The sequence below is a fragment of the Microbacterium sp. genome (genome assembly GCF_031988965.1).
GTDB lineage: Bacteria > Actinomycetota > Actinomycetes > Actinomycetales > Microbacteriaceae > Microbacterium.
This window is the reverse complement of sequence record NZ_DALZXX010000001.1, coordinates 81,458-106,772: the sequence shown is the minus strand read 5'-3', so window position 1 is coordinate 106,772 and position 25,315 is coordinate 81,458. Positions and strand designations below refer to the sequence as shown.

At 67.7% G+C, this 25,315-nt stretch carries 25 protein-coding genes; 12 read left to right on the top strand and 13 right to left on the bottom strand.

What is annotated here, in order from left to right; all coding sequences use genetic code 11:
- The first annotated feature begins 29 nt into the window (after positions 1-29).
- On the top strand, positions 30-1,544 hold the full coding sequence (gene glpK, locus RTM68_RS00560) for a glycerol kinase GlpK (RefSeq protein ID WP_312167399.1): 1,515 nt from the start codon (positions 30-32) through the stop codon (positions 1,542-1,544).
- A 2-nt stretch (positions 1,545-1,546) separates the two neighbouring features.
- On the opposite strand, the gene RTM68_RS00555 is transcribed toward glpK, so the two are convergent.
- Positions 1,547-2,482, bottom strand: coding sequence for a LysR substrate-binding domain-containing protein (locus tag RTM68_RS00555; RefSeq protein WP_312167397.1), 936 nt, complete (start codon positions 2,480-2,482; stop codon positions 1,547-1,549).
- Between the two features lie 78 nt (positions 2,483-2,560).
- Between RTM68_RS00555 and RTM68_RS00550 the strand changes: the two genes are divergently transcribed.
- On the top strand, positions 2,561-3,472 hold the full coding sequence (locus RTM68_RS00550) for an EamA family transporter (RefSeq protein WP_312167396.1): 912 nt from the start codon (positions 2,561-2,563) through the stop codon (positions 3,470-3,472).
- Between the two features lie 6 nt (positions 3,473-3,478).
- Here the strand turns inward: RTM68_RS00550 and ffh are convergent, their stop codons facing one another.
- Together ffh and RTM68_RS00540 are read right to left on the bottom strand one after the other, a co-directional pair.
- The gene (gene ffh / locus RTM68_RS00545) at positions 3,479-5,032 is read right to left on the bottom strand and encodes a signal recognition particle protein (protein ID WP_312167395.1); all 1,554 of its coding nucleotides are present in this window, start codon (positions 5,030-5,032) and stop codon (positions 3,479-3,481) included.
- A 74-nt stretch (positions 5,033-5,106) separates the two neighbouring features.
- Positions 5,107-5,703, bottom strand: coding sequence for a TetR/AcrR family transcriptional regulator (locus RTM68_RS00540; protein WP_312167394.1), 597 nt, complete (start codon positions 5,701-5,703; stop codon positions 5,107-5,109).
- A 97-nt stretch (positions 5,704-5,800) separates the two neighbouring features.
- Between RTM68_RS00540 and lipB the strand changes: the two genes are divergently transcribed.
- Together lipB and lipA are read left to right on the top strand one after the other, a co-directional pair.
- The gene (gene lipB, locus RTM68_RS00535) at positions 5,801-6,454 is read left to right on the top strand and encodes a lipoyl(octanoyl) transferase LipB (RefSeq protein ID WP_312167392.1); all 654 of its coding nucleotides are present in this window, start codon (positions 5,801-5,803) and stop codon (positions 6,452-6,454) included.
- Positions 6,451-7,440 carry a lipoyl synthase gene (lipA, locus tag RTM68_RS00530; protein ID WP_312167390.1) on the top strand — a complete coding sequence of 330 codons (990 nt, stop codon included), beginning with the start codon at positions 6,451-6,453 and terminating at the stop codon, positions 7,438-7,440. Before lipB ends, lipA begins: the two co-directional genes overlap by 4 nt.
- A gap of 12 nt (positions 7,441-7,452) precedes the next feature.
- Here lipA and RTM68_RS00525 read toward each other — a convergent pair whose 3' ends face one another.
- Positions 7,453-7,953 (bottom strand): DUF2004 domain-containing protein, encoded by a 501-nt coding sequence (locus tag RTM68_RS00525; RefSeq protein WP_194764114.1) that lies wholly within the window; start codon positions 7,951-7,953, stop codon positions 7,453-7,455.
- 43 nt (positions 7,954-7,996) lie between these two features.
- Complete coding sequence (gene ftsY / locus RTM68_RS00520; RefSeq protein ID WP_194764115.1) at positions 7,997-8,869, bottom strand: signal recognition particle-docking protein FtsY; 873 nt, start codon at positions 8,867-8,869, stop codon at positions 7,997-7,999.
- A 28-nt stretch (positions 8,870-8,897) separates the two neighbouring features.
- Here ftsY and RTM68_RS00515 point away from each other — a divergent pair, with 28 nt between their 5' ends.
- Complete coding sequence (locus RTM68_RS00515; RefSeq protein ID WP_312167386.1) at positions 8,898-9,563, top strand: alpha/beta hydrolase; 666 nt, start codon at positions 8,898-8,900, stop codon at positions 9,561-9,563.
- A 28-nt stretch (positions 9,564-9,591) separates the two neighbouring features.
- Here RTM68_RS00515 and smc read toward each other — a convergent pair whose 3' ends face one another.
- Positions 9,592-13,146, bottom strand: coding sequence for a chromosome segregation protein SMC (smc, locus tag RTM68_RS00510; protein ID WP_312167384.1), 3,555 nt, complete (start codon positions 13,144-13,146; stop codon positions 9,592-9,594).
- Between the two features lie 546 nt (positions 13,147-13,692).
- On the opposite strand from smc, the gene RTM68_RS00505 reads away from it, so the two are divergent.
- The 5 genes from RTM68_RS00505 (at position 13,693) to RTM68_RS00485 (ending at position 18,251) form a co-directional block, all read left to right on the top strand.
- Positions 13,693-13,971 carry a hypothetical protein gene (locus tag RTM68_RS00505; RefSeq protein WP_312167382.1) on the top strand — a complete coding sequence of 93 codons (279 nt, stop codon included), beginning with the start codon at positions 13,693-13,695 and terminating at the stop codon, positions 13,969-13,971.
- 12 nt (positions 13,972-13,983) lie between these two features.
- The gene (locus RTM68_RS00500; RefSeq protein WP_312167380.1) at positions 13,984-15,072 is read left to right on the top strand and encodes a GNAT family N-acetyltransferase; all 1,089 of its coding nucleotides are present in this window, start codon (positions 13,984-13,986) and stop codon (positions 15,070-15,072) included.
- A complete protein-coding gene (locus RTM68_RS00495; RefSeq protein WP_312167379.1) occupies positions 15,069-16,148 on the top strand; it encodes a GNAT family N-acetyltransferase in 1,080 nt (359 codons plus the stop codon). The genes RTM68_RS00500 and RTM68_RS00495 overlap by 4 nt, the downstream gene beginning before the upstream one ends.
- Before the next feature lie 88 nt (positions 16,149-16,236).
- The gene (locus RTM68_RS00490) at positions 16,237-16,932 is read left to right on the top strand and encodes an ABC transporter ATP-binding protein (protein ID WP_312167377.1); all 696 of its coding nucleotides are present in this window, start codon (positions 16,237-16,239) and stop codon (positions 16,930-16,932) included.
- A complete protein-coding gene (locus tag RTM68_RS00485; protein WP_312167375.1) occupies positions 16,929-18,251 on the top strand; it encodes an FtsX-like permease family protein in 1,323 nt (440 codons plus the stop codon). Before RTM68_RS00490 ends, RTM68_RS00485 begins: the two co-directional genes overlap by 4 nt.
- 13 nt (positions 18,252-18,264) lie before the next feature.
- Here RTM68_RS00485 and mutM read toward each other — a convergent pair whose 3' ends face one another.
- From mutM to RTM68_RS00455, 6 genes are all read right to left on the bottom strand, one after another.
- On the bottom strand, positions 18,265-19,128 hold the full coding sequence (mutM, locus tag RTM68_RS00480; RefSeq protein ID WP_312167373.1) for a bifunctional DNA-formamidopyrimidine glycosylase/DNA-(apurinic or apyrimidinic site) lyase: 864 nt from the start codon (positions 19,126-19,128) through the stop codon (positions 18,265-18,267).
- Positions 19,121-19,813: a ribonuclease III gene (gene rnc / locus RTM68_RS00475; protein ID WP_312167371.1), complete on the bottom strand. Its 693-nt coding sequence runs from the start codon at positions 19,811-19,813 to the stop codon at positions 19,121-19,123. The genes mutM and rnc overlap by 8 nt, the downstream gene beginning before the upstream one ends.
- Positions 19,814-19,830: 17 nt before the next feature.
- Positions 19,831-20,040, bottom strand: coding sequence for a 50S ribosomal protein L32 (gene rpmF, locus RTM68_RS00470; protein ID WP_013586329.1), 210 nt, complete (start codon positions 20,038-20,040; stop codon positions 19,831-19,833).
- A gap of 2 nt (positions 20,041-20,042) precedes the next feature.
- Positions 20,043-20,537 carry a DUF177 domain-containing protein gene (locus RTM68_RS00465; RefSeq protein WP_194764310.1) on the bottom strand — a complete coding sequence of 165 codons (495 nt, stop codon included), beginning with the start codon at positions 20,535-20,537 and terminating at the stop codon, positions 20,043-20,045.
- A gap of 135 nt (positions 20,538-20,672) precedes the next feature.
- A complete protein-coding gene (gene coaD / locus RTM68_RS00460) occupies positions 20,673-21,170 on the bottom strand; it encodes a pantetheine-phosphate adenylyltransferase (RefSeq protein WP_194764125.1) in 498 nt (165 codons plus the stop codon).
- 30 nt (positions 21,171-21,200) lie between these two features.
- A complete protein-coding gene (locus RTM68_RS00455) occupies positions 21,201-23,375 on the bottom strand; it encodes an ATP-dependent DNA helicase RecG (protein ID WP_312167347.1) in 2,175 nt (724 codons plus the stop codon).
- 61 nt (positions 23,376-23,436) lie between these two features.
- On the opposite strand from RTM68_RS00455, the gene rsmD reads away from it, so the two are divergent.
- On the top strand, positions 23,437-24,030 hold the full coding sequence (rsmD, locus tag RTM68_RS00450; protein ID WP_312167344.1) for a 16S rRNA (guanine(966)-N(2))-methyltransferase RsmD: 594 nt from the start codon (positions 23,437-23,439) through the stop codon (positions 24,028-24,030).
- Here the strand turns inward: rsmD and thiL are convergent.
- Complete coding sequence (gene thiL, locus RTM68_RS00445) at positions 24,000-24,995, bottom strand: thiamine-phosphate kinase (protein WP_312167341.1); 996 nt, start codon at positions 24,993-24,995, stop codon at positions 24,000-24,002. The two genes, rsmD and thiL, sit on opposite strands and share 31 nt — an antisense overlap.
- A 23-nt stretch (positions 24,996-25,018) precedes the next feature.
- Between thiL and RTM68_RS00440 the strand changes: the two genes are divergently transcribed.
- The coding region (locus RTM68_RS00440) for a DUF3515 family protein (protein ID WP_312167338.1) at positions 25,019-25,315 on the top strand (297 nt) is incomplete at its 3' end.

Sequence of the window (25,315 nt, the reverse complement as noted above, 5' to 3'; positions counted from 1 at the left end):
ACCCGAACCTGACTTCAAAGGAGAACATAATGGCCGACTACATCATCGCCATCGATCAGGGCACCACATCCAGCCGCGCGATCATCTTCGACAAGAAGGGAAGCATCGTCGCGACCGGCCAGAAGGAGCACGAGCAGATCCTTCCGAAGGCAGGGTGGGTCGAGCACGACCCCGCCGAGATCTGGCGCAACGTGCAGGAGGTCATCGGCCTCGCGCTGAGCCGCGCCGACCTGACACGCCACGACATCGCTGCCGTCGGCATCACCAACCAGCGTGAGACCGCGGTGGTCTGGGACAAGACGACCGGCAAGGCCGTCTACAACGCCATCGTCTGGCAGGACACCCGTACGCAGGAGATCGTCGACCGCCTCGCGGCGGACGGTGGTGTCGAGCGGTTCAAGCCGATCGTGGGCCTCCCGCTCGCGACCTACTTCTCGGGCACCAAGATCGCCTGGATCCTCGAGAACGTCGAGGGTGCGCGCGAGAAGGCCGAGGCGGGCGACCTCGTCTTCGGCACGACTGACAGCTGGGTGCTCTGGAACCTCACCGGCGGCGTCGACGGCGGCGTGCACGTGACCGACGTCACCAACGCGTCGCGCACGATGTTCATGGACCTCGAGACGCTCGAGTGGCGCGACGACATCCTCGAGGCGTTCGGCGTGCCGCGCTCGATGATGCCGGAGATCCGCTCCTCCTCCGAGGTCTACGGCGCCGCCGAGGACTCGTCGCTGCTGCGCGAGACGCCGATCGCCGGCATCCTGGGCGACCAGCAGGCCGCGACCTTCGGGCAGGCCGCCTTCAACACGGGTGAGAGCAAGAACACCTACGGCACCGGCTGCTTCCTGATCTTCAATACGGGCGAGGAGATCGTTCACTCGAAGAACGGGCTGCTCACCACGGTCGGCTACAAGCTCGGCGACGGACCCACGCACTACGCGCTCGAGGGCTCGATCGCCGTCACGGGATCCCTGATCCAGTGGCTTCGCGACCAGCTCGGCATCATCGGATCCGCTCCCGAGGTCGAGGAGCTCGCCAAGCAGGTCGACGACAACGGCGGCGTGTACATCGTCCCCGCGTTCTCGGGTCTGTTCGCGCCGTACTGGCGTCCTGACGCTCGCGGTGCGATCGTCGGCCTCACCCGCTACGCGAACAAGAACCACATCGCTCGCGCCGCACTCGAAGCCGTCGCCTTCCAGACCCGCGACGTGCTCGACGCGGTCAACGCCGACGCCGGTGTCGACCTCACGGAGCTCAAGGTCGACGGTGGCATGGTCGCGAACGACGCGCTGATGCAGTTCCAGGCCGATGTCCTGGGCGTCCCGGTCGTTCGTCCGGTCGTCGCGGAGACGACGGCACTCGGCGCCGCATACGCTGCCGGTCTCGCGGTGGGCTTCTGGAACGGTCTCGACGACCTGTCCGCCAACTGGCAGGAGGATCGCCGCTGGGAGCCGTCGATGGAGGACTCCGAGCGCGACCGCCAGCTGCGGCTCTGGCGCAAGGCCGTCAGCAAGTCGATGGACTGGGTCGACGAAGACGTGAAGTGACCTCAGAGTTCTGAGGAGGCGGGCCCGGAGGATTCCTCCGGGCCCTTTTCGTCTTTCTCGACGTCGATCACCGACTCGAGCACTCGGACGAAGGCGGTCGCGACGCTGCGCGCGGCACGGTCGTGCCATGCGACGTACTGCACGCGAACCGGACCGTCGGCGACGTCGACTGCGACGACACCCGTCGATGCCGCGGCGATCACCCCCGGCGCCAGCATGGCGACTGCGAGCCCCTCCGAGACGAGCCCGAGGAGCAGCTCCGACGAGTCCGCTTCGAAAGCGACATCGCGCGCGATGCCGGATGCCGCGAACGCCGCGTCTCCCTGTGCACGACCTGACGTGCCGGTGGGGAAGTCCGCGAACACCTCATCGACGAGGGCCGAAAGCCTGACTCGGGCCCGGCGTGCGAGTCGATGCATCGGCGGCACGGCGACGACGAGACGCTCGCGGCCGATCTCCCGGGCGGCGACGCCCCTCGGCACCACCTCGTCACGCAGACCGAGCAGCGCGACATCGAGATCACCCCTCCGCACCGCGTCGGCGAGCGTGTCGCTGTTGCCGACGGAGAGCTCGACACGAGCAGCAGGATGCGCATCGCGAAAGCGCGAGATGACCCGCGGCACCGAGACCGCAGTCGCCGTGGGGATCATGCCGAGGCGGAGTGTCCCCACGACCCGGCCGGCAGTCGCTGCGGCGGCCTCACGGGCATCGTCGGCCGCGATCACCGCCATCTTCGCGTGAACGAGAAAGGCCTCCCCTGCCTCGGTCGTCCTGACGCTGCGACTGGAGCGGACGAAGAGGCGCTGTCCGAGCTCCCGCTCCAGGGCGGCGATCTGATGGCTGAGAGCGGACTGCGTCACGAAGCAGCGTTCGGCGGCACGGGTGAAGCTCGACGCGGATGCCACCTCGACCACGTACTTCAGCTGCTGGAGATCCATGTTTTCATGATCTCTCTTCATAGGAAGCGTGACAACCATGCGTTGGACTCATCCTCTCACGCGATTCAGGCTGGAGACATGAATCGCTTCGCCCTTCTGCTTCTCACGGCGCTGGCTCCGCTCTCCTGGGGAACGACGTACCTTGCGACGACCGAGCTGCTCCCCGCCGACCACCCGCTCCTGGCCGGCCTCCTGCGCGCACTCCCCGCGGGGCTCGTCGCACTGGCCATCGGCAGGCGCCTGCCGTCCGGAGGGTGGTGGGTGAAGTCATTGGCGCTCGGAACCCTCAACATCGGAGCATTCTTCCCGCTGCTCTTCCTGGCCGCCGAACGATTGCCCGGCGGCGTGGCGGCAGCCGTCGCAGGCGCACAGCCCCTGATCATCCTGGGGATCAGCGCGCTCGTGCTCGGAGACCGGATCCGGCGGACGACGGCGGCCGCCGCCGTTATGGGCGCGGGAGGCGTCGCACTCGTCGTGGTGGGACCCGCCGCGCAGCTCGACGCCCTCGGAATCCTCGCAGCTCTCGGCGGGGTGACCGCAACCGCTCTCGGCATGGTCCTCACCAAGCGGTGGGGTCGTCCTGCCGGCGTGGGGCCTGTCGCCTACGCGGGGTGGCAGCTGACCTCAGGCGGGGTGGTCCTGCTGCCTCTCACCCTGTTGTTCGAGGGCACCCCTGCCACCATCGACGGAGAGGCGGTGCTCGGATACGTGTGGTTGGGCTCTGTCGGCGGGCTTCTCGCCTACACGCTGTGGTTCAGCGGCATCCAGCGGCTTCCGGTCATCGCGCCCGGCCTGCTCGCCCTGCTCTCGCCCGTCGTCGCGACGCTCCTCGGTGTGCTCGTGGCCGGGGAGAGATTCACTACGCTCCAGGCACTCGGGATCGTCCTGGTGCTCGTCGCCCTCGTCGGGGGTCAACTCGCGGCGCTCAGAAAGCCGCGTCGTTCACCGGCTCCTGCGCAGGAGCCGGTGCTGCCGGTGTCCTGCTCCTGACTCGCGTCAGTTCTTGCCGAAGAGCTTCTGGATCTCTGCAAGATCGGCCTCGCTCGGCGCCTTCGGCCCACCCAGACCGAAGCCCGACCCCGTCGGGGTGGATGCGCTGGCGATCCCTGCATTCTCGGCCGCACGCTTCGCCGGGTTGCCCGAGCGCGAACCGCCCGACGACTTGCCCTTCTTGCCGCGCTTCGACGACGCCCCCGGCTTGCCCATGCCGGGCATCGAGCCCATACCGGGGATGTTCGGAGTGCCGCCGCGCGCGACGGTCTTCATCATCTTCGCGGCCTGATCGAAGCGCTGCACGAGCTGGTTGACGTCGGTGACGGTCATACCGGAACCGCGGGCGATGCGCAGACGACGCGAGCCGTTGAGCACCTTCGGGTTGCGACGCTCTCCCGGAGTCATGGAGCGGATGATCGCCTCGGTGCGATCGATCTCGCGCTCGTCGAAGTCCTCGAGCTGCTGCTTCATCTGGCCCATGCCGGGGAGCATCCCCAGCATCTTCTTCATCGACCCCATCTTCTTCATCTGCTGAAGCTGGTCGAGGAAGTCCTCGAGGGTGAACTGCTCGGTGGCGAGCTTCTCGGCCATCTTCATGGCCTCTTCCTCATCGAAGGCCTGCTGGGCCTGCTCGATGAGGGTCAGGATGTCGCCGAGGTCGAGGATTCGGCTCGCCATGCGATCGGGGTGGAACGGCTCGAGGTCTTCGAGGCGCTCGCCGGTCGAGGCGAAGATGATGGGACGGCCGGTGACGGATGCCACCGACAGCGCGGCGCCACCACGGGCGTCACCGTCGAGCTTCGAGAGCACGACACCGGTGAAGTCGACGCCCTCCTGGAAGGCCTTGGCCGTGTTGACGGCGTCCTGACCGATCATGGCGTCGATGACGAAGAGGACCTCGTCGGGATCGACGGCCTTGCGGATGTTCGACGCCTGCTTCATCAGCTCGGCATCGACGCCGAGGCGACCGGCCGTGTCGATGATCACGACGTCGTGCTGCTGACGACGGGCGTACTCGACTCCGTCTCGCGAGACCTTGACGGGGTCGCCGACTCCGTTGCCGGGCTCGGGCGCGTAGACGGTCGCGCCCGCCTGCTCGGCGACCACCTGGAGCTGGTTGACCGCGTTGGGGCGCTGGAGGTCGGCAGCGACGAGCAGAGGCGTGTGCCCCTCGCTCTCGAGCTGCTTCGCGAGCTTTCCCGCGAACGTGGTCTTTCCCGATCCCTGAAGACCCGCGAGCATGATCACCGTCGGCGCTGTCTTCGCGAACTGCAGCCGTCGCTGCTCGCCGCCGAGGATCTGCACGAGCTCCTCGTTGACGATCTGCACGACCTGCTGCGCGGGGTTCAGCGCCTTGTTGACCTCATCGCCGAGTGCGCGCTCGCGCACCTTGGCGGTGAACTCCTTCACGACGGAGAGTGCGACGTCCGCGTCGAGCAGTGCGCGACGGATCTCACGCACGGTGCCGTCGACATCGGCCGCAGTGAGCTTTCCCTTCGTGCGCAGGTTGCGGAAGGTCTCGGTGAGCCGATCGGAGAGCGTGCCAAAGGTTGCCATGGTGCTTCAGATTCTACGCGAGCCGCGGCTCCACACTCAGCGCCGCGCGAAGTCACTCTCCGGCCCGCGTGCTTTCACTCCTTCGCCGCCACCCACGGGAGCCGGTCGATCGCCGCCACGGCCTCGTCGAACCGATCTCCCACCGAGCCGCGCCCCGCGCCACCCTCGGCCCACGCGCGCACGGCTGCGAGCACAGCCCCGGCCCATGTCGCGGCGACGATGTCCGCCACCATCGACGCGACGCCGGACCGTCGTGCGAGGTCGGCAAGCGCTCCCGACAGGCGGGCCTGACGCCGGGCGGCATCCAGGTCGAGTTCGTCCTCCAGCCCCATCGCCGTGGAGTTCGTCATGGCGAGGGCGAGGCTGTCCGGAGCGAAGTCCGCGACGAGGGCGGAGAGGATGCGCCTCACCTCGGAGCCCTGGCGGTCCTCGCGAACCGTGACGAGATCGGAGACGGCCCGGTCGATGCGCTCATCCAAGCCGGACCAGAGAACATCGCTCTTCGACGTGAAGTAGTTGAAGAAGCTGGATCGGCTGACTCCGGCGCGCTGTGTGATGTCGGCGACGGACGTCGCGTCGTACCCGCGCTCGAGGAACAGCTCGCACGCCGCCTCCGCGAGCGTCTCGCGAGAAGAGGCCCTGGGGCGGCCCGCCCGGCCTGGAATGCTCATCCTCACACGGTACCGCGCGTCGCTCCTCGGCCGTCGGGCCGGCGCGGAGGAGTATTGTTGGACGCAATCCATCAAATGACTGAGAGCGGCCACGAGAATGCTCGACATCCTGACCCCCGGCCTCGCGCCCCACTACGTGCCCTACACCGAGGGGTGGGATCTGCAGCGACGCGTCCACGCCGACGTCGTCGACGGCACTCGCCCCGACACGTTGATCCTGCTCGAACATGAGGCGGTCTACACCGCGGGCAAGCGGACCGAGCCACAGGAACGCCCCCAGGACGGCACTCCCGTGATCGACGTCGACCGCGGGGGCAAGATCACCTGGCACGGCCCGGGCCAGCTCGTCGGCTACCCCATCGTGCGACTGCCCGAGCCGATGGACGTCGTCGCGCATGTCCGCAGGCTCGAGCGCATCCTGATCGATGTCCTCCGCCCGTTCGGCGTCGAGGGGTATCGGGTCGACGGGCGCAGCGGCGTCTGGGTCCGACGCCCGCTCTCCGAGGACAAGGTCGCGGCGATCGGCGTGCGGGTTCAGCAGGGCGTCACCATGCACGGGTTCGCGATCAACTGCGACAACTCGCTGTCGGGCTTCCGCGACATCATCCCCTGCGGCATCACCGACGCGGGAGTCACCACCGTGAGCGAAGTCGTCGGAGCCGACATCTCGCCCGCGGACATCGTCGACGCCGTGACCACCGCTTTCCTCGCAGAATATTCACCCGCCGACCACGCAGGAGCACTCGCATGACCGCCGCACCCGAGGGGCGCAAGCTCCTCCGCCTCGAGATCCGCAATTCCGAGACGCCGATCGAGCGCAAGCCCGAATGGATCAAGACGAAGGCGAAGATGGGGCCCGAATACACGGCCCTCCACTCTCTCGTGAAGAGCGAGGACCTGCACACGGTCTGCCAGGAAGCCGGCTGCCCCAACATCTTCGAGTGCTGGGAGGACCGCGAGGCGACGTTCCTGATCGGGGGCTCGCAGTGCACCAGGCGCTGTGACTTCTGCCAGATCGACACCGGAAAGCCCGACGCCTACGACACCGACGAGCCCCGCCGTGTCGCCGAGAGCGTCGTGCGGATGAACCTGCGCTACGCGACGGTCACCAGTGTCGCACGCGACGACCTCCCCGACACCGGCGCCTGGCTCAACGCCGAGACGGTCCGCAAGATCCACGAGCTCAACCCGAACACCGGCGTCGAGCTGCTCGCGAACGAGCACAACGCGGACCCCGCATTCCTCGGGCAGATCTTCGACGCGCGTCCGGAAGTGTTCGCCCACAACGTCGAGACGGTGCCGCGCATCTTCAAGCGCATCCGTCCGGCCTTCCGCTATGAGCGTTCGCTCGACGTCATCACCCAGGCGCGGAACGCCGGACTCATCACGAAGTCCAACCTGATCCTCGGCATGGGAGAAGAGCCGGAGGAAGTCGTCCAAGCGCTGAACGACCTGCATGACGCCGGTTGCGACATCATCACCATCACGCAGTATCTGCGCCCCTCACCGCGCCACCTCCCGGTCTCGCGATGGGTGAAGCCCGCGGAGTTCGTGGAATTCAAGGAGGAGGCGGAGCGTATCGGGTTCCTCGGCGTCCTCGCCGGTCCGCTCGTGCGCTCGTCGTACCGGGCCGGGCGCCTGTGGGCACAGTCGATGGTGTCCAAGGGGCGCGAGATCCCGCCGCACCTGGCACACATCGCCGAGAGTGCGGATCTGGGCTTCGCCCAGGCTGTGTGAGACGCTGTCGCCTCAGTCGGCGCTCATGACCGACTGGACGCTGCCGTCGGAACCGAGGTTCACGAGCAGGACGTCGTCGGTGGTGTCCGCGTCGAGCGCGTACTCGAGCACCGCGAACGGCTCCGAGCCTCCGTGTTCGTCGGCCAGGATCGTCATGCTCATCAGCTTGAGAGAGCGGATGATGTCGACTGCGGCATCGCCGCTCACGTCGACGAGGACATCTTCGAGTTCGTCACCGTAGGCCTCCTGCTGCTGCAGGATGTACTCGGTCACCTCGCTCGTGCGGTCATCGACCTCCGACAGCATCCCACGTCGCGCTGTGGCATCCACGGTCTCCAGACCGGCGATCAGCGACGCGGCGATGTCGAGCGCGTCTGCGGACACGTCGTCCTGGTCCGGGGCGGTGAGATCGACGGTGACACTCTGGTCGCCGAGCTCCACGGTCTCCGACCAGAAGATCGAGCCGTCGGGCCCTGAGGACAGGAGTCCGAAGTAGTCGTGTTCGATCGCCATAACGCTATGAAACCAGCCTCGTGCTCGTGACGGTAGTCCTGTGTCAGCCGACCATCGATTGGACGAAAACATGCGGGGTGAATCCGGTCAGGTCGTCGATGCCCTCGCCCTGGCCGAGAAGCTTGACCGGGATGCCGGTGCGTTCTTGGACCGCGAGCACGAATCCCCCCTTGGCGGATCCGTCGAGCTTGGTGATGACGAGTCCCGTGACACCGGCGTGCTCGAGGAAGGCCTCCGCCTGCATGACGCCGTTCTGTCCGGTGGTCGCATCGAGGACGAGGAGAACCTCGCTGATCGGCGCCTGCTTCTCGATGACGCGGCGGATCTTCGACAGCTCGTCCATCAGGCCGCCCTTGGTGTGCAGACGACCGGCGGTGTCGATGATCGCGATCTCGATCCCTTCCCGCTGTGCGTACTCGACGGTCTGGTACGCGACGGATGCCGGGTCCTGACCCTCCTGCTGAGGACGGACGATGGCCGCTCCCCCGCGCTGGGCCCAGGTCGCGAGCTGATCCACAGCGGCAGCGCGGAACGTGTCCGCCGCGCCCACGACCACGCTGCGCTGATACCCGCGCAGGAACTTCGTGAACTTGCCGATCGTCGTGGTCTTGCCCACTCCGTTCACACCGACGACGAGCACGACCGCCGGACGCTCGGTGAGCTTGAGCGTGGTGTCGAACTTCGCGAAATGCTCCTCGAGCGTCTCGCGGAGCATGCGCTGCAGATCCTGAGGATCGGTCGTGCGGTAGCGCTCGACCTTCTCTCGCAGCTCGTCGACCACGCGCTCGCTGATGTCAGGACCGAAGTCGGCCGTGATGAGAGCCGTCTCGAGGTCCTCCCAGGTCGTCTCGTCGATCGTGGGCTTGACGAACATCCCGCGCAGAGCACGGGTGAGGGACCAGGACTTCTCCGCCATGAGTCCAGCCTACGGGTAGCATCCTGAGATGCCTCACGAACGCGTCTTCGTCCACGGCTCCGGACGGCGCGGCATCGAGGCCTGGCCGGAGATGGATGCCTCGGCCGGAGAGTTCTTCACGTTCGTCGAAGGGCTCTCGATCGCCGATCAGGTCAGCGCGCTCCGCTCACGATGCGAGAGGCGACGAGTCATCGTGTTCGCGCACTCGATCGGTGCGATTCCGGCCGTGATCGCCGCACGCGACTCGGACCTCGCAGCACTCGTCCTCATCGAGCCTGCTCTCTATGACATCGCACGGGGAGACGCCGCTGTCGAGAGGCACATCGGCATCGTGACCGAAGCGAGGTCCCTCGCGGCGGCCGGAGATCTGCCGGGTTTCTGGGCGATAATGCGCCCACTCATGTTCGGCGGCGCCTTCGACGCTGCACTCTGGGACGGTGAGCGGGCGCTGGCGGCGAGATGGGCGTGCACGAACCTGCCCTGGGGCCACGGAGCGCGCGCACAGATGGTGGATGGCGTCCCCACGCTGATCGTCACCGGAGGCTGGAACGACGAGTACGAGCAGATCGCGAGGGTCCTCCGCGATCGCGGTGCGAGGCACGAGATCCTTCCGGGCCACGGGCACCGGCCGCAGGATTCGTCGCGTTTCGCCGACGTCGTCGGCGCATTCGAAGCGACGCTCGCCTCTCCCTGACCTCTCCGTATGACGCCCAGCAGAACGGTCAGTGCGCTGCGGACGCCCTGTCGCCCACTCGCTGCCCGACGACCGCGGACACGCCGTCCTGACGCATCGAGACGCCGTAGAGGGCATCTGCGATCTCCATCGTGCGCTTCTGATGCGTGATGATCAGAAGCTGGGAGCTCTCGCGAAGCTGCTCGAAGACCGTCAGGAGCCGCCCCAGGTTGGCATCGTCGAGAGCCGCCTCGACCTCGTCGAGGATGTAGAAGGGGCTGGGGCGCGCCTTGAAGATGGCGACGAGAAGCGCGACGGCCGCAAGCGAGCGCTCGCCGCCTGAGAGCAGCGACAGTCGCTCGATCTTCTTTCCCACGGGCCGCACGGAGACTTCGATTCCCGTGGTGAGCATGTTCTCGGGGTCCGTGAGCGAGATGCTGCCGGATCCACCGGGGAACAGCAGCGGGAAGACCTCGCCGAACGCTTCACGCGTGTCGTCGAAGGCGCTCGCGAAGATGGTCTGCATCCGCTCGTCGAGGTCGGCGATGATCGTCAGAAGGTCCTGCCGGGTCTGCGTGAGATCGCTCAGCTGCTCCGTGAGGAAGGCATGCCGTTGCTCGAGAGCTGCGAATTCCTCGAGAGCGAGCGGGTTGACGCGCCCCAGCTGCGCGAGCTTGCGCTCCGCGTCGGCCAGACGCCGTTGCTGGATCCGTCGATCGAAGGGAATCGCCGTGTCGTCGGGGCCACCATCATCTGTGCTGTCGGCGGTCCCCGCGCCGGGATCGCGTGGAACCAGCTGATCAGGACCATATTCCGCAACGAGAATATCTTCGTCGAGCGCAAGCTCCGAACCCACCCGCTCCAAGAGGCTGTGCAGGTGCAGCTTCTTCTCGTGGATCTGCAGCTCGAGTCCGTGCACGCTCTCGGTGAGTCCTGCCAGTCGCTCGCGCAGCGAGGTCTCCTGAGCGCGCAGCGCCGTCAGCTCCTGATTCTGAGCGGACCGCGCCGCTTCGGCCTCGGCCAGAGCGACCCGCGCTTCGGTGACGGAGCGGTCGATGGAGTCGAGGATGCGCGGAAGCTCGTCGGCGACTCCCGCCGCTGCCTCGCGCTGAGCGCGCCGGATCACGGCACGGCGGGCAGCCTCGGCGGCGGCATCGCGTTCCTGCTCTCGCTGGCGTTCGAGAGCGACGACCCTGGCCTGAGCGGCGCGCACCCGCTCCCGCAGAGTCTCGATCTCGAGTCGTGCGCGGATCTCGTTCTCGCGGGCCGCCTCCAGCGCTTCGAGCAGACCGTCACGCGCTGACGCATCGAGGACCGGACGGGGTGTGGACACCACGGCCTCGACGTCGGCCTTCGCCTTCTCGGCCTTCGCCTCCGCGTCCTCCACCGCCGCCTGCGCCTGCGCGAGACCGCTCTCGAGCCTCTCGCACTCGGCGACAGCCGACTCATGTGTCACGGTGATGCGATTGATCTGCTCGGCGTGGCTGGCGAGCGCTGCATCGTGCTCGCGGAGGGTCCGGAGCGCGTCCTTCGCGTGTCGGCGCGATGCCTCCACGGTCTCGTTCGCCTCCTCGCGGGCTTCGCGCAGGGAATCGACGATCACCTGCACCTCGGCGAGCCGCTCGTCGGCCGCGTCCCGGTCGGCCGCGAGCTCGAGGCGCGATCTCTCTCCGCCGGAACCCGTGCGCAGCGTCTGCGCCGTGACCACGTCGCCCGCAGTGGTGACGATCGTCGTCGTGACGTCTCCCGTCACCTCGAGGGTCGCCCGCGCCACGCGCGCAGCCTCGAGATCGTCCGCGATGAGGACGTGGGCGAGGATTCCGAGCACACCCTCGGGGGCGGTCACGGTGTCGGTCGCGGGGGTGACGCCGTCGACAGCAGTCAGCTCGACGGAGGGACGGATGCCGTCGGCGACGACGAAGTCGACCACTCCTCGACGCTGTTCCGCCACGTCCGCGGCGAGGGCGAAGGCATCCGCGGAGCGCTCGACGAGCACACCTTCCGCGAGCGGGCCCAGCACCGCGGCGATCGCCGCTTCGAAACCGGCCCTGACCTGCACGGAGTCACCGACCAGCCCGCGGATACCTGCTCCCCCGCCCTTGACGATCTCGGCTGCACCTCCCGAGATCGAGAGCGCGCTTCCGAGAGCCGCTGACTTGGCCATGAGCGCATCGACCTCGCGCTCGGCGGCATGGAGACGTTCCCGGAGCGCTTCTCGTTCGGATTCCGCGGCCGTCGCGGCGCGCTGCGCACTCTCGTACGCGGCGGAATGCTCTGCAGCCGTTCCTTCCGGAGCCTCGGCCTCGTCGATCGCGTCAAGGGCCTCGGCAGCCTCACGGCGCCGGTTGTTCGCCGCCTCGAGGGCGTTCTCCTGGCGCAGCACGGCTCCACGCACGGCGGCGAGAGCCGATGCCGCCGCATCGGCCGTACCGCGAAGCGAGCTGAGTCGCATGTCGTACTCCGACACCAGTGCGCTCTGCTCCGCGATATCGACGTCGAGTGTGTCCAGCTCTGCCCGCGCGAGCACGACCTCTCGGCTCGCCGCACTCGCCGCGTCCTGGGCATCGCCGAGCCCCGACGAGATCGCTGCGATCTCGTCCTGCGCGTCGTCGATCGTGCTCTGAGTGACCGTCACCGCCGTCACGGCGGCATCGTCCTCCTCCGAACCGAGGAGAGCGAGGCGCTGGTTCGCGAGCGTGTAGAGCCCGCGCATCCGCTCCTGCACCTGCTCCAGTCCGAAAGCCACTCCCCGCGCCTGATCGACAGCCACGGAATTCTGGTCCTGTTCGAGTCGCGCGATGCTCGCCCGCACCGCTTCGGCCTGGTCGCTGAGGACCAATCGCTCGGTATGGCGTTCGTTCTCGGTGCGCGTGTGATCGGCGAGAGCCGTGCGCAGAGCGACGACGTCGTCGGCGAAGATCCGAGCCTTGGCGTCGCGGACGACGGCGGCGATCGTCTGCGCCTCCCGGGCGATCTCCGCCTGCCGTCCCAGTGGTTTGAGCTGCCTCCGGATCTCGCCGGCGAGGTCACTCAGACGGGTGAGATTGGTCTCCATCGCGTCGAGCTTGCGGAGAGTCTTCTCCTTGCGGCGCCGATGCTTCAGGATTCCCGCCGCTTCCTCGATGAAGCCGCGGCGGTCCTCGGGCGATGCCTGAAGCACCGTGTCGAGCCGCCCCTGTCCCACGATCACATGCATCTCACGCCCGAGACCGGAATCGCTCAGCAGCTCCTGCACGTCCAACAGGCGGCAGTTCTCCCCGTTGATCGCATACTCGCTCGAGCCGCTCCGGAACAGCGTCCTGCTGATCGTGACCTCGGCGTAGTCGATCGGCAGCGCACCGTCGCTGTTGTCGATCGTGAGCTGGACCTCAGCCCGCCCCAGGGGCCCGCGAGTCGAGGTACCAGCGAAGATGACGTCCTCCATCTTGCCGCCCCGGAGCGTCTTCGCACCCTGTTCGCCCATGACCCACGCCAGAGCGTCGACGACGTTCGACTTGCCGGATCCGTTCGGCCCGACGATGCAGGTGACTCCCGGTTCGAAGACGAAACTCGTCGGCTGCGCGAAGGACTTGAACCCCTTGAGGGTCAGGCTCTTCAGATGCATTCGCGCGCCGCGCTTCCGGGGTGGATCACGCCCATACGCTACCGGAATCACGCGGATCTCTCGGCATCCCGCGCGGATTCATGGCGAACTGCGATCGGTCGCGACACGCCGGACCCGGCCGTTCGTGCTTGACGGACACGCCCGGATTTCGCTACCGTAACCTCCGGATCGCCACACGAAAGGAGGTTACCGATGATGATCACACTCACCGCACAGGCCACGGGCCTCGCCGCGCCATTCGCGCCGCGCACTGCGCACTCGGTAACCGCCGGCGTCCGTCTCCGCACGCTTTCGTAGCATCGCTGGCCCAGGACTCCGTCGCTCGCCGGCATCGGGACATCGCCCTGTGAACCGCGCCGTCCGCCGCGCCTCGTCGCGCGCCACCCTCTGATCTGCAGCCAGATCACGGATCTCGTCGACCCGACGTCCGCCTTTCCGCGGCTCCGGTCTCGTTCCTCTCGCCGCGCTTCCTTCGTGGTCGTCCCCTGCGTCACGAAGGCTGCGGCTTCTCGACCCCATCCACACCATTCATCTCGAAGGACCATCGTGAACACCACGCTGTATCGCAGCATCACCCACCCACCGGATACCGAGGACCACCAGGTCCTCCACATCCCCGCACCCGACGAACTGCGGCGACTCGCGCTCGCCGATCGTCTCTCCCTCCGCGTCGGCCTCTGGCTGCTCCAACGCGCTCAGCGACCGCGAACACAGCGACCGCGCACGAGGTACTCGGCAGACCCGCTCCAACTGGAGCGGCGGGAGCGCTCCGTCAATGAGACGTACGCACTGCTCGCATTCGATCTGCAGCGTCAGCTGCGCTGACCCGGAGGACAGATGAGCATCCCACTCACAGACACCGCCACGCTGCATCCGCTCGTGCTTCCCGCACGGGCGGATGCAGCGGACGCCGGGGAATTCCGAGAGCTCTCCCGCGTCCGCAACGACGTCTATCGTGCACTCACCGGACGGACCGAGCAGGACCTCGCCCCCGAAGCACTGCTGCCGCTCCTGCGGTCACGCGCGGAGAGGACCACCGTCGTGTGGGCTGTTCGCGCCGACGGCGAGATGGTCGGACGCGCGGTCGTCGACATCCCCCACGAAGACGGATCCCGAGTCGCCGTCGCCTCGGTCGAGATCCATCCGCGCGTCTGGGGTCGAGGCATCGGATCGGCGATCGTTCCTCACATCGAAGCGGTGGCCCGCGAGCACGGACGCTCGGTCATCCAGAACTGGACGGAGCAGCAGGCGAGCGCCGGTCCTCGCATCGACGCGCGGACCGGATTCGGCAGCGTGCCGGATGACCACGTCGCACGGTTCCTCCGTCGTCAGGGCTTCACTCTCGAACAGGTCTATCGGGTGAGTCGACTCGATCTGACCTCGGACGCTCTGGACCGCGCGCGCCGGCTTCTGGATGAGGCTCGACGATTCTCGACGGACTACCGAGTGCTCCAGTGGATGATCCCGACCCCCGCCGAGCACCTCGACGGGTACGCGTGGCTGAAGTCACGGATGTCGACGGACGCTCCGTCCGCCGATCTCGAGACCGACGAGGAATCGTGGGATGCCGCGCGGCTGACTGCGGCAGAGGATCGCATCGCCGAGATGAGGCAGACGATGCAGGTGACGGTCGCGCAGCACATCGGAACGGGCGAACTGGCCGCGTTCACCGAGATCGGGATCGGTCCCGATCCGAGCGCGACGACGCATCAGCACGACACTCTCGTGCTGCGAGAGCATCGCGGGAACCGGCTCGGGCAGCTCGTCAAATGCGCAGCACTCCTGTCATGGGCCGACGCGGCGCCCGCATCGCGCGATGTCATCACGTACAACGCCGAGGAGAACCGGCCGATGCTCTCCATCAACGAGGCGATGGGTTTCGCCCCCATCGCCTACGAAGGCGCCTGGAAGAAGGACCTGTCATGACGACGATCACCCTGACGATCACCCCTCTCATCGTCCCGACCGCGCTCGAGGACGACGACGGAGCGGAGTTCCGCGCATACGGCGAGCTGAACCGGCTGATCTGCGATGAAGCGGTCGGATTGCCGGACATCGCGCCCGATGCCGCACAATTGCTGGCGTCGTGGCGGGATCCCACCGACACCCTGTGCACGGGCTTCGTCGCGCGACATGGTGACGAGATCGTGGGGATGATCACGATCGACTACCCCCAGGAGGAGGACGCTCAGGCGGCCGAGGTCGATCTGATGGTCCCGGAGCGGCACTGGGGACGAGGGGTCGAGGATGCGCTGCTGTCGCTCGCCGAATCCGAGGCGCGCTCTCACGGTCGCTCGCTCGTGCAGACCTGGACGCTGCACCGACCGCTCGAGACAGAGCGCATGATCGCACCGCGGACGGGGTGGGGACGAATCCCCGCGACGGCTCTCTCGGACGTCCTCACCGCGCGGGGCTATGACTTCGAGCAGGTCGAGCGGAACAGTGAGTTCGATCTCAGGTCCGACCCTGCGCCGGTGCGTGCTGCCCTGGAGGCCGCAGAGGCGGCGGCCGGAGCCGACTACCGAGTGCTGCAGTGGATGGCGCCGACCCCGCCGATGTACAGGGACGGCTACGCGGCTATTCTGGCTCGCTTGTCGACCGATGCTCCGAGCGGTGACATGGACTTCGTCGCCGAGGTGTGGGACGCCGATCGTGTCGTCCGCCGCGAACGACGACTGACGGGTGCCGGTCAGGCACTGTCCATCGTGGCCGTGGAGCATGTGCCGAGTGGCACGATCGTCGCCTACAACGAGCTGCTCGTCGGTGCCGATCGCACGAGCATCACGCACCAATTGGGGACGCTCGTCTCGAGCGATCACCGCGGGCACCGTCTGGGCACCATCGTCAAGTGCGCGAACCTCCTGCGGTGGCGGGAGAACATGCCGCTGTCGCCGGCGGTATCGACGTTCAACGCCGAGGAGAACCGTCCGATGCTGAGTATCAACGAAGCGCTCGGTTTCCGTGCGGTGTCGTACGCCGGTGCCTGGCAGAAGCGACTCTGAAGGATCATCCGATCGGTGTATCCCGCCGGTGTGGGATACACCGATCGGCCGATGCATCGATGGTGGCCCCGGAGCGAGGCTGGACAGCATGAACGCATCCGTGCTCGAAGCCCGACACCTCACCAAGTCCTACGGCACCACCCACGCACTAGCCGGGGTGGACCTGACGATCCTGCGCGGCGAATCCGTCGCGATCATGGGCGCATCCGGCTCCGGCAAGACCACGCTGCTGCATGTGCTCGCCGGCATCATCACCCCGGATTCGGGATCCGTCAGTTTCCAGCCGTCCGCAGGAGGCCCGGTCGACGTCGCCGGTCTCGGGGAGTCCGCCCGATCGCGGCTCCGTCGTGAGCGGTTCGGATTCGTCTTCCAGCAGGGGCTGCTGATTCCCGAGCTCACCGCCGTCGAGAACGTCGCGCTCGCGTCGATGATCAACGGGGTGAGTCGAGCGGATGCCGTCGCCCACGCCGTGTCCTGGCTCGCCGCGCTCGGGCTCGCCGGAATGGAGGACCGCCGGATCGGGGAACTGTCCGGCGGTCAGGCGCAGCGCGTCGCGATCGCGCGAGCACAGGCGACAGGAGCAGACCTGGTGTTCGCCGATGAGCCGACCGGCGCGCTCGATTCGACCACCTCGCACGAGGTCATGGACGCCCTGCTGTGGTCGACGACCGGACAGGGCCGCACGCTTCTCGTGGTCACGCACGACCCCGACGTCGCTGCCAGATGCTCACGCACGGTCGCGGTGCGCGACGGTCGGATCGTCGGGACCGAGGTCTCCGCGTGAACGCCCAGACCCTCGCCCTGCTCTTCCGTCCGACGAAGGATCAGAGCTCCGTGCTGCTCCTTCCCATCGTCGCCTTCGCCGTCGTGACCGCCCTGGTGATGACCGTCGTCGGGGGCGCTCAGTCGTTCTGGGGCTGGACCGACCCGGAGGCACCGATCTACCAGGCGCTCGCAGCGATCGCACTCGTGCTTCTGGTCGTGCCACTGATGAACCTCGGCGGAGCTGCCGCACGCCTCTCCGCGCGACGGCGGGATGAACGACTCTCGACGTTGCGGCTTCTCGGAGTCACGCCTGCCGGGGTCACCGTCATGACCGTGATCGAGTCCGTCCTGGTGGCGGCCACCGGGGCGTTCATCGGCGTGCTCGGTCATCTGGCGATATCCCCTCTGATCGGAATGATCCCCTTCCGCGGGGCCCCGCTCGGGATGAGCGCCGTCCTCCTCTCACCGATCAACGGTGCCGGTGTGGTGCTCGTCGTGCTCCTCCTCGCCGCAGCCAGCGCGGTTCTGGGCCTCCGCCGGGTGATCATCTCGCCGCTCGGAGTGCGCCTTCGCACCACGGCCTCGCCTGTGCACTGGCTCAGGGTGGTCGTCGGGGTGGCAGTGCTCGCGGGCATCTTCGTGATGATGAAGGTCTTCCCGTCGGTCGCCGACCTCGCCGTGACGATCGTGGTGCTCGCCGCGCTCTTCGGCGTCGCTCTCGCCGTCCTGAACGTCATCGGCCCATGGGTGCTCAAAGTCGGGGCATCCAGACATCTTCGCCGAGCTCAGCAGCCCGCAGGCCTCCTCGCGGCACGGATGGTGCTGGACTCGCCCAAGGCGTCATGGCGCCAGGTCAGCGGCGTCGCGATGACCAGCTTCATCGCGGTGTTCGCGGGCACCGGCGTATCCCTTCTGAACGTGATGTCCACCGGTGACATGAACGACGCCGACGCGGCTCTCGCCACCGACATCGGCACCGGGCTCATCATCACGCTCATCGCGTCGTTCCTCATGGTCGCAGCGTCGGTCGGCGTGAACCAGGCGGCCTCCGTGCTCGATCAGCGCGACCTGCACAGCAGCCTGCATCGTCTGGGCATGCCGATGGAGACCGTGCACACCGCGCGCCGGCGGGCGATCATGTCGCCTCTGCTCACGGTCTCGATCGGCTCCGCCCTGTGCGCTGGAGTCCTCGTGTTCCCCCTGCTGGGGATGGCGCTGATCACGGCGCCCGAGTCGCTGCTCACGATCGGGATAGTGCTCGTCCTGGGAATCGGCATCGTCTGGTCGAGTACTCAGGCGACCAGGCCGCTGCTCGCGCGTGCGTTCCAGGAGGGGTGAGGCGGAGGCGGTGTCAGCGGCGGCGCTGGCACCGCGGGCAGAAGTGGCTCGAACGATTCATGAATGCCTCGCGTCGGATCAGCCCGCCACACCGGGGGCAGGGCTGTCCACCGCGCCCGTACGCGTTCAGCGAGTGGGCGAAGTAACCGGCCTGGCCGTTGACGTTCACATACTGCGCATCGAAGCTCGTGCCCCCTTCGGCCAGCGCTTTCGCGAGCACCGACCTGACCTCGGCGAGGAGTCTCATCACCGCGGGGGTCGAGAGCCTGCTCGCCGTGGTCTCGGGATGGATCTGCGCCGCCCAGAGCGACTCATCAGCATAGATGTTGCCGACTCCGCTGATCACCTGCTGGTCGAGCAGCACCCTCTTGATCGCGCTTCCTCGTCGACGCAACGCCTCTCGGAACGCGGCGTCGTCGAAGAACGGGTCGAGCGGATCCCGCGCGATGTGCACGACCTGGGTCGGAATCCGCGAGGGACCGTCCGGCACCAGTCGGTCCACGGCGAGCGATCCGAACGTGCGCTGGTCCGCGAACACCACGGCGAGCTCGCCGTGCTGAGGATGCTCGACGGTCACGCGGATCCGCTCATGACGCTCCGCAGCCGCATCCGGGGCCCGGAGCAGCATCTGTCCACTCATACCGAGATGTGCGATGAGCGCGGAATCATCGTCATCGAGCGGCAACCAGAGGAACTTGCCGCGACGCTCGGCGTCGGTGAACCTGCGACCTTCGAGCCGGGCGACGAAATCCGCCGCGCCCGCCGCATGCCGGGTGAGCGCACGTTCGTCGAACACGCTGACCCCTGTGATCAGCGACCCGGTGGTCGCCGGAGCGAGTCCCGCCCGCACGACCTCGACTTCGGGGAGTTCAGGCACGTTCGTCGAGGACTCGCCAGGCGCTGAGCGCGGCTGCCATCTCGGCCGTCTTCTTGCTGCTGCCCTTGCCGGTCATCGTCAGGTCTCCGACCACCACGGTCGCGGTGAATCGGCGATCATGGTCAGGGCCGCTGGCCTCGACCGAATACTGCGGCGGTGTGGCGCCCTGACGCGCGGCCAGCTCCTGCAGACTCGTCTTCGGATCCATCGCGGCACCGTAGCGCTCGGGGTCGGCGAGCAGCGGCTTCGTCAGACGAAGGACCAGTTCGGTCGCAGCCTCGGGTCCCGCAGACAGATAGGTCGCGCCGATCACGGCTTCCATCGTGTCGGCAAGGATCGAGTCCTTGTCGCGACCGCCGGTCTGCTCTTCTCCCCGACCGAGACGCAGGTGACTTCCCAGATCGATGCCGCGCGCGACCTCGGCGAGTGCGACCGTCGACACGACGCTCGCACGCCGTTTCGCCAGGGATCCCTCGTCGAGCTCAGGATGGGTCGTGAACAGCATGACGGTGACCGCCTGACCGAGCACGGAGTCTCCGAGGAACTCCAGTCGCTCGTTGTGCGGGATCGCGCCGTGCTCATACGCGTAGGAACGATGCGTCAGCGCCAACTCCAGAAGCTCCGCGTCGATATCGACGCGGAGCTTCTCGGGGAGAGGTCGCGTCTTTCCGTCGACCCCTGTCACAACTCTGATGTCGCGACTCAGACGTCGGCGACCTTGCGGCCCTTGTACTCGAGGAACAGCTCGGTGCCCTGCGAGTCGGTGACGACCTTCGCCTGGTGAGGACGGCTGTAGACGACCTTGCCGTTCTCGATGGTCTTGACGAGCGCGGGGGCTTCAGCCTTCCACTGCGCGCGGCGCGAGCGGGTGTTCGAACGGGAGACCTTGCGCTTCGGGGGGTTACCAGCCATGACTAGCTCTCTTCTTTCTCGGCGGCGCGGCTCTCTGCCTTGCCGTCTTGGTCTGTGATGTTCTGGAGCGCGCTCCACCGAGGATCGATGGGAGCGGCCTGCTCCGTTCCGGTGCTCTCGGTCAACCGTTCGCCTGTAACCGGGTCGAGCCCGAGGCAATCCGGCTGACACACCGGCTGAAATGGAAGCGACAATACGGCCGCATCCCTGACAAGAGTTTCAAGATCCACGTGGTCGTCTTGAACCTCGAAGTCAGTTTCTTCCTCACCAGGATACGCGAAAAGCTCCTGGAACTCGACTTCGACGGGCCGAGCGATGTCGATCAGGCATCTGCCGCATACGCCGGAGTACTCGGCATCGACCGTTCCGGACACCAGAATGCCCTCATGGACCGACTCCAGCCGCACATCGAAGTCGAGCTGAGACCCGGCCTCGTAGGACACGATTCCCTCGCCCCAGGCCTCGGGCAGCGTCACTGTGAAGTCATGCTCGCGCATCTCCCCCGGCTTGCGGACGATGTCACGGACAGGGAGGACGAAGGGGCCATTGAGTCGGGAACGCACCACGCAATGGTATCGGCTCTGCAGCAGCGGTGGCTGGTTCCGAGCTGAGCGGGCCGGACCCGATGATGATCAGATGCCGCGGGAGCCCGTGTCGAGGAACGCCGCGACAGCGGGCGGCACGAACGGCGAGACGTCGCCACCGAGCCCGGCGACCTGGCGAACCAGTGAGCTCGACACGAGTGCATGCGCGGGATCCGGCAGAAGGAAGACGGTCTCGATGTCTGCGAGGTGGCGGTTCACGATGGCCATCGGCGACTCGTATGCCACATCGATCTGCGAGCGGATGCCCTTGACGAGCACCCCCGCTCCCACATCTCGGGCGTAGTCGACGAGGAGGCCCATGCTCCACGAGCCGATGACGACGTTTCCGTCCATGCCCTCTTCGGCGATCGACTGCTCGAGAAGTGACATGCGCTGGGCGATCGGCAGCATCGCCTGCTTGCCGGGGTTGTGCACGACGAGCACATGAAGCTCGTCGTACAGCTTCGCCGCGCGACGGATCACGTCGAGGTGACCCAGGGTCGGCGGATCGAACGAACCCGGGACGACGGCGATCCGACTGCTCATGCCCCCAGCCTAAAGCACACGTGGAGCGAGTCAGTTCTTGGCGAGTGCGGCACGGTCCTCGTCGCTGACGCGCCGCATGATCGCCGACTTCAGCCCGGGGTTCGCTTCGAGATCGGGGTCCTCGGCGAGGATGAACTCGGCCAGCTCACGAGCCTTGACGATGAGCCGCGAGTCCTTGACCACGCGGAGCAGCTTGAGAGACGAGCGCACTCCGGCCTGCGCGGAGCCGAGAACGTCTCCCTCGCCGCGCAGTTCGAGATCGACCTCGGCCAGAGCGAATCCGTCGAGCGTGGCCGCGACCGCATCGACGCGCTCGCGAGCGACTGACCCCTCTTCGGCCTCCGTCACCAGAAGGCAGAGACCGGGGACTCCTCCTCGGCCGACGCGACCGCGGAGCTGATGAAGCTGCGACACCCCGAATCGGTCGGCGTCGAGGACGATCATGGTCGACGCATTCGGCACGTCGACGCCGACCTCGATCACGGTCGTCGCGAGGAGCAGGTCGATCTCGCCGCGCGCGAACGCCTGCATGACCGCATCCTTCTCGTCCGACGGCATCTTTCCGTGCAGCACCGCGCGACGGAGACCTCCGAGCCTCGGGTGCGTCGCGAGCGCCTCGTCGAGCTGGACGACTCCCCAGCGTGGCCCCGAGGCGCCCTCGGGTTGAGGCGCGAGCTGCTCCCCCGATTCGGCGGTCTTCTTCGCCGTGTCGATCGCCGCGCAGACCGCGAAGACCTGACGCCCCTGGGCGATCTCCTCGGCAGCACGCTCCCAGACGCGGTTGAACCACCCGGGATGCTCGGCGAGAGGCGCCACGAAAGACTCGATCCCCGCGCGCCCCTTGGGCATCGTGCGGATCACGGAGGTGTCGAGGTCGCCGAAGACCGTCATGGCCACGGTGCGCGGAATCGGCGTCGCGGTCAGCACCAGCGCGTGCGGACTCGATCCCTTGGCGCGAAGCGCCTCGCGCTGTTCGACTCCGAACCGGTGCTGCTCGTCGACGACGACGAGACCGAGGTCGGCGAACGTCGTCTTCTCGCCCAGAAGCGCGTGAGTGCCGACGACGATGAGTGCCTGACCCGACGCCACACGAAGTGCCGCCTTGCGACGATCGGCGGCCGGCATCTGCCCCGTGAGCAGCGTCGGCATCACGAGCGGCGCGAGCTGTGGCCCGAGCATCTTCGTGATGGAACGCAGGTGCTGTCCGGCGAGGACCTCGGTCGGCGCGATGAGGGCCGCCTGTCCGCCGGACTCGGCGACCTGCAGCATCGCGCGCAGCGCCACGAGGGTCTTGCCGGAACCCACCTCACCCTGCACCAGTCGGTTCATCGGCCAGGCGCCCACCAGATCGGCCGCGACCTGCTCGCCCACCGTCTGCTGGTCGGGAGTCAGCGAATAGGGCAGCACCGCATCGAAGCGCTCGAGCAGACCTCCCGGCTTCGCTGGCCGGGCCGTGGCCGACAGCGAGCGCACCGCGTCGCGCTGCTGCAGCAGCGCGGTCTGCAGCGTCAGAGCCTCGTGCATACGCAGCGTGCGCACCGCAGGATCGATGTCGTTGCGGGTCTTCGGGCGGTGGATCTGCTCGATCGCCTCACGCGCGGTGAGAAGTTCCTCGCGGGCTCGCACCTCCGCCGAGAGCGGCTCCGGCACATCCTCGACAGCGTCCAGAACCCGCCCGACGAACTTCGCGATCTGCCAGGTCTGCAGGCTGGCCGTCGCCGGATAGATCGGGATGAGGACGGCGGCGCGGGCGTCGGCTCGGCGACGCGCGGCGTCTTCGTCATCGAAGAGCTCGTACTCGGGGTGTGCGAACTGCGTGACGCCGTTGAACTCACCCACCTTGCCCGAGAAGACACCCCGTCGACCGACCGCGAGATCTTCCGATCGCCACTTCGCCGCCCCCAGGTTCTTGGCGAAGAACGTCAGCGACATCTTGCCGATGCCGTCACCGATGACGACGTCGACCATCGCTCCGCGCCTGTTGCGCATCGCACGAGCACTCGAGGAGAGCACTTCGGCGACGATCGTGACGGTCTCGCCGAGCGGGAGCTCCCTGATCGGCGTCAGCTCACCGGGATCGGCGTAGCGCCGCGGATAGTGCGAGAGAAGGTCACCGACCGACGTGAGTCCGAACGCCCGATCGAGGGTCTTCGCGGGGGTGGCACCGAGAGCCTCCTCCAGCGAGGAATCGAGCGTGAGCGACATGCTCCGAGTCTAGGAGGCGCTGCCGACAACCGCCGCCCCGCGGCTGTCGTATCGTGAACGGGTGACGAGGATCATCGCCGGAAAGGCACGGGGCGCCCGATTGGCGGTGCCCACTGCGGGCACCCGACCCACGAGCGACAGGGTCAGAGAGTCGCTCTTCGGCGCTCTCGAATCATTCGACGCCTTCGCAGGTGCCCGCGTGCTCGATCTCTACGCCGGCTCGGGAGCGCTGGGGCTGGAGTCGCTCAGCCGCGGCGCCGCATCGGCCGATCTCGTGGAGCACGGACGCGCCGCGGCATCGATCGTGCGACGGAACGCCGCGATCGTCGCCAAGGCCGGAGGCCTGTCGACTGCTCGAGTGCACGAGAGCACGGTCCGATCGTTCCTGCAGCGTGCCGCCGGCCCGTTCGACCTCGTGTTCTCCGACCCGCCGTACGATCTCGCCGACGACGCGATGACCGCCGACCTCGTGGCGCTCGCGCCGCTCCTGTCAGCCGACGCGCTGGTGATCATCGAACGTGCACGTCGGTCGACGCCGCCCGAGCTGGCTGTCGCAGGCCTCGATCTCATCCGCGAGAAGTCCTATGGCGACACCACCCTCTGGTGGGCCGAGCCCGCGACCGCTCAGCCCGAAGCCGAGTCCCAGTCGCGATAGGGGTCCCAGCCCGAGACATCGACAGGCGCCCCGTCGACCAGCAGTGCCTCGTCCCCACGGGCGATCACCGTACCGATGATCCGGAATCCAGGCGGCAGTCCCCCCGCGGGGAAGGTCGCGAGAAGTGCGTGATCCTCGCCCCCGGCAAGAGCACGCTGTGGATCACGACCCAGGGTCGAGCCGTCCAGAGCGATCGTCACCTCGGATGCCGCAGCAAGACGTCGCGCATCGAGTGCGAGGCCGTCGGAGACGTCCATCATCGCGGTGGCGCCCGCCACCGCAGCGACAGGGCCGAGGCCGATGGGTGGTGAGGGGCGGAGCTGAGCAGCGAGAGCCGAGCTCTCGCCCTCGCCGAGCCGGCTGACGTCGACCGGCACCGGAACATCACCGTCGCGGAACCGACCGAACAGCACAGCGAGACCGAGCGCGGCATGCCCCAGCTCGCCCGCCACGGCGACGACATCGCCCACGCTCGCACCCGAGCGCGTCACAGGCGCTCGTCCCTCGAGATCTCCCAGCGCCGTCACCGCGACCGTGAGGACGGCGGACACGGTCAGATCGCCACCGACGACTGCGCACCCCGGCGCGAGCGACTGACACGCGTCACGGAATCCGTCCGCGAGCCTTTCGACGAAGGACAGATGCAGATCCCTCGGGACGGCGAGAGCCACGAGAAGCGCCGTGGGACGGCCCCCCATCGCGGCGACGTCGGCGAGGTTCACCGCCGCCGACTTCCATCCCAGGTCATAGCCGCTCGACCACGCGAGGCGGAAATCCGGACCGTGCACGAGCGTGTCCGTCGTCGCGATCACGCTGCCCGACGGAGCGGCGACCACGGCTGCGTCATCGCCGGGTCCCAGCAGCGTGTGCGACGCAGCCGCTGTCCTGGCCAGGATCGCCCGGAGGATCTCTCCCTCGGAGAGGTCTCCCAGGCGGGGATCGTCATGGTCGGGTCGGGAGGGCATGCAGTCAAAGGTAGCCTGGATACATGCCCCGTTCCCGCCGTCTCACCGTCGTCGCCGGCGGACTGGCACTCGTCGCGGCGCTCTCCGGGTGCTCGACCACGATCCACCTCGAGCCCGCCGACCACGCGAACGATCCCGCGTGCGCCGCGGTCTCGGTGCTGCTCCCCGACGCGGTCGGCGAGCTCGACCGCGTCTGGACCGACGCGCAGGCGACAGGAGCCTGGGGAGACCCGAGCGTCGTGCTCCGCTGCGGCGTCGAACCGCCCGCGCCGTCGACCGAGGTCTGCACGACGATCGGCAGCGTCGACTGGCTCGTGCTC